This window comes from Legionella tunisiensis (assembly GCF_000308315.1).
Classification (GTDB): domain Bacteria; phylum Pseudomonadota; class Gammaproteobacteria; order Legionellales; family Legionellaceae; genus Tatlockia; species Tatlockia tunisiensis.
Genome location: NZ_CALJ01000156.1, coordinates 1 through 4,132 on the forward strand (window position 1 = coordinate 1; position 4,132 = coordinate 4,132).

The window sequence follows — 4,132 nt, forward strand, 5'->3', positions numbered from 1 at the left end:
GCGAGCACGTGGAAACATAGTCAACAGTCTCACGCCCAGCTACTGTAAACCATGGGCCAGCAATGATGCCCACATTGGAAGAAAATTATATTCTATAGCTGGTGCCAACGTTATTTTATCAACGGCTGAGTGGCCTATCATACCAGGGTTTCCTGTTGCATCATTGCCGATAGTGCCTCTAAATCGGGTTTTTTGCCGATTAGCAATATAAGTTTCCATCACCGCAACCCAATTTTGGGTCAATGTTAGTTCTGCCGCCAGATCCAAACTCACCAGATCGCCAGGTCGAATATTGCCATCCGTACTAGGAGTCCCTCCATAGCTACTTAAACCTTGAATGGATACGGGACTGGCATAAACATATGTTACGCTCAAACGCGAACGAAAATAATGAACGTCAGTCAGGTGTAGCAGATGTTGAAAATTGAGAGAAAAAACGGTTTGGTAACTTCCTAATCCCGTTGCATCAACGCCATTACTGCTCGGATCAAGATTTTTAAAATTGCCGGTGGGAATAATTTCTTGTACCAGGAAGCGCAGATCAGGGCGCCAAAGTCTATCTTTTTGTTCTATCAGTTGTAAGCCCAAACCAGCAGAAGTATCGCCAAGGCCATTCGAATTGGTACCTAATAAACGGTTATAAACATAAGGCAGGCCAAACTGCACATCCATTCGATCAGTTATGCCATGTGTAAATATCGGGTTTAAGACCTGGCTTTGGCCAGTTGGTACATGAAGTAATTTCCAGTGACGACTATAAATACCATTATTGATAGTATCAAAGCCGTAGATTTCAACGTTAGTATGGCCATTAGGTACCGTATGTCCTGCGGGAGCTAATAAAGGACCTGTGAACCAAGGTCCAGCTGTTGTAACTTGGACATAGGAGAATAGAAAGGCTATCGTGGATACCATAAAAAATCTGCGCATAAAGTGTTCCACCTTGCGATACCACAACACAGTAGTGTAGATTAGCCGACTTTTAGCGTTTCGGAAATAGCCATGAAACCTGTAGTTTATCTTCACAAAACGAAACAAAATGCACTGTTACGCGGCCATCCGTGGGTTTTCCCAAAAGCAATCAGTAAAACAACCGGTAAGTTGGTGACTGGTGATTTAGTCGATGTTTTTAGTGAGGACAAGGAATTTCTGGCAACGGGCGTTTATAATGAACATTCACTTTATCGTGTGCGTGTTCTTATGCGGGCAGGGGAAATGTGTGCCAGCAATACGTTGGCAGCGATTGTCTTGCAGCGCTTAAAGCAGGCTTTAACCATTCGGCAATGTCTTAACTTATCTAACGAAATGACAACAGCTTACCGTTTGTTTAATAGTGAGGCCGACGGTTTGTCAGGGTTGACGATTGATCGGTTTAATCAAGTTTGTGCAATAGCCAGTTCAGCTTATTGGGTTGAGGCAAATAAGGAAATTATTAAGCAGGCTCTGGGCGAACTTTTACCTCAAGACAAGATTGTTTGGTTGGCGCAAAAAAACCTTTAGCCCAAGACGGTTGGAAAGAGGACATGGAAGAACTTGTCGCAGCGACTGAGCAAGTGCTTGAAGCCGGTGTTATTTATCAGGTTGATTTCTCCCAGGCACAAAAGACAGGCCTTTTTCTTGATCAACGTGAAAATCATCAACGTATTGCAGCTTTGGCGAAAGGGAAGAACGTTTTGGATCTTTATTCCTATACCGGCGGGTTTGCCTTGCATGCGGCGAAAGCGGGGGCTAGCAAAGTAACAGCTGTTGATAGTTCCGCACAGGCGATTTACCAAGCGAAACAAAATGCAGTATTGAATGGTATTGATACGATAGAATTCATTGAAGCAGATGCGCGTGATTATTTAACTCATGCGGGTGATTATGATTTGGTTGTCTTGGATCCACCAAAACTGGTTCCTTCGCAGCAGCATTTGCAGCGTGCTAAAAATTATTATCGCTTCTTGCATCGAGAAGTATTCAAGGCTATGCGTTCTGGATCGTTGTTGATGACCTGTAACTGTTCATCTGCCTTGTCGACAATGGAGTTTAGTGCCTTGGTTAGCAATCAGGCTGCGGCAGTAGGAAAACAAGCCCGTATCCTTGGTATTTTTGGGCCATCGAGTTGTCATCCTACATTGGCAGCGTTTCCGGAAGGAAATTATTTAACGGCTGTTTTGCTGGCCGTAGTCTAATACCTTCAGGACTTACGCAAAACGTCGATCCCTTTGTTGAAAAAAATTTTTAATTCGGTCATTTAGTCGTACCTAAACTCCCCCCATTAAAAATTTTTTCGCCTCGACCTCGCCGTTTTTCGTAAGTCCTACATGGCGAGCTTGTAAACACTGTAATAACTCATAAAAACTAAGTTCGCAGGCTTGCAGCATGACTAATAAGTGAAACAATAAATCCGCTGCCTCGTTCATCAATTCATCACGGTTATTACTCACGGCAGCAATCACGGTTTCAATCGCTTCTTCACCTACTTTTTGTGCGCAACGAGAAATACCTGTTGCCAATAATTGATAGGTATAACTGCTCGCTTCTTTCTTTTCTGCCCGCTCTTGAATCAGGTGAATCAAGTGAGCTAAAAAACTAAGCAAGGCCGGTGTGGCTGGCTGAAAACAGGTATCAACACCCAAATGACAGGCGGGGCCCGTAGGGAGTACTTGCACCAGTAAACTGTCCCCATCACAATCCGTAACAATGGATTGCAGGAGCATCGTGTTGCCTGAGGTTTCACCTTTACGCCATAAGGTTTGTTTACTGCGGCTATAAAAAGTGACTTGCTTGGTGTCCAGTGTTATTTGTAAGGCTTCCTGATTCATATACCCTAACATAAGAACTTCAGCTGTTTGACTATTTTGAATGACAGCAGGAATAAGGCCATCCATTTTTTGCCAATCCAGGTTCTCGATTTGTACATTATTCATAGTCGTACCTCAATATTATTGGCTGCCAGTTGTTGTTTCACTTCAGTGATACTTAAAATGTTATCGTGAAAAACACTGGCAGCCAGTGCTCCAGCAACTTCCGTGCGCAGAAAAACCTGCACGAAGTCATCGGTTTTTCCGGCACCGCCTGAAGCAATTAGTGGCACTTCGCTTAGCTGGCGAATTTGCTGTAATTGTGTCAGATCATAGCCTGCACGTACGCCATCGGCTTGCATACAATTCAAGACAATTTCACCGGCACCACGCGCTTGTACTTCCTGAACCCAGTCGAGTGTTTTGCGTCTTGAGTTTTTACTTTTACTTTCATCGCCGGTGTATTGATAGACATAAAAATCACCCTCTACCCATTGACTATCAATACCGATCACGATGCATTGACTGCCAAATTCATTACTTAGCTGATTGATTAAATCAGGATTTTCCAAGGCTGGACTGTTGATTGATAGTTTATCTGCACCAGCATGTAAAAATGGCTTTCGCTGTTTCCAGATTGCGGATCCCGCCTGCCACAGTAAAAGGAATATTGATTGTTGCGGCAATTTGATTGACCCAGTTGGGGCAAACACTTCGTCGATCACTGCTTGCTGTAATGTCATAAAAACCAGTTCATCAGCACCTTGTTCAGAGTAGCGAGTGGCTAAGGGTAAAATATCGCCAATAATGCGGTGATTACGAAATTTAACACCTTTGACGACTTTATTATCGTGGACATCAAGACAGGGAATAATACGTTTACTTAACATTTTTGCCCCTCTAAATAAGCGGCAAGCTCAAAATCACTTTCATAAAGCATGCGTCCAAGGATAGCTGCTGCTACGCCAAGAGAAGATAAAAGGGCGAGATCGTCCACGTGACGAATGCCGCCGGATGCTTGCCAGTGGATAGTCGGAAAGTGGCTGATAGCTTCGGAATAGAGCATAAAATTCGGGCCATTCATCATGCCATCACAAGCAATATCGGTACATAAGATCGTTTTAATACCCAATTGCTGGTAGTGATGAACCACATCCCATAAATTGTCATCGGTCGTCGTTTGCCAACCATGAATAGCTGGCTTTGGTGTACCTTTGTCGGTGTGAACATCAAAGGCTAAAACAATGTTGTGAGCACCTAATTGTTGGATAATTTCTGCGGTAAGCTCGGGATCGGTGATCGCGATACTGCCTAAAACAAGTTTATTGATACCTGCATTAACACAA

The 4,132-nt window shown here is 43.6% G+C and carries 4 protein-coding genes and 1 pseudogene; 1 reads left to right on the plus strand and 4 read right to left on the minus strand.

Going from position 1 to position 4,132, the window contains the following annotated elements:
* Nucleotides 1–39: 39 nt before the first annotated feature.
* Entirely contained in the window at nt 40–930 is an 891-nt protein-coding gene (locus BN58_RS23885; protein ID WP_019216679.1) for a hypothetical protein, read from the minus strand.
* A gap of 72 nt (nt 931–1,002) precedes the next feature.
* Here BN58_RS23885 and BN58_RS36975 point away from each other — a divergent pair.
* Nucleotides 1,003–2,174, plus strand: a pseudogene (locus tag BN58_RS36975) (class I SAM-dependent rRNA methyltransferase).
* Nucleotides 2,175–2,246: 72 nt separating this feature from the next.
* On the opposite strand, the gene hisIE reads toward BN58_RS36975, so the two are convergent.
* From hisIE to BN58_RS23900, 3 genes are all read right to left on the minus strand, one after another.
* Nucleotides 2,247–2,912, minus strand: a complete 666-nt coding sequence (gene hisIE / locus BN58_RS09865) for a bifunctional phosphoribosyl-AMP cyclohydrolase/phosphoribosyl-ATP diphosphatase HisIE (protein WP_019216680.1) — start codon at nt 2,910–2,912, stop codon at nt 2,247–2,249.
* The gene (gene hisF / locus BN58_RS36980) at nt 2,909–3,676 is read right to left on the minus strand and encodes a HisA/HisF-related TIM barrel protein (protein WP_232220498.1); all 768 of its coding nucleotides are present in this window, start codon (nt 3,674–3,676) and stop codon (nt 2,909–2,911) included. Before hisF ends, hisIE begins: the two co-directional genes overlap by 4 nt.
* Nucleotides 3,670–4,132, minus strand: a 463-nt coding sequence (locus tag BN58_RS23900) for a HisA/HisF-related TIM barrel protein (RefSeq protein ID WP_019216681.1), incomplete at its 5' end; no start/stop codon positions are given. The genes hisF and BN58_RS23900, both read right to left, overlap by 7 nt.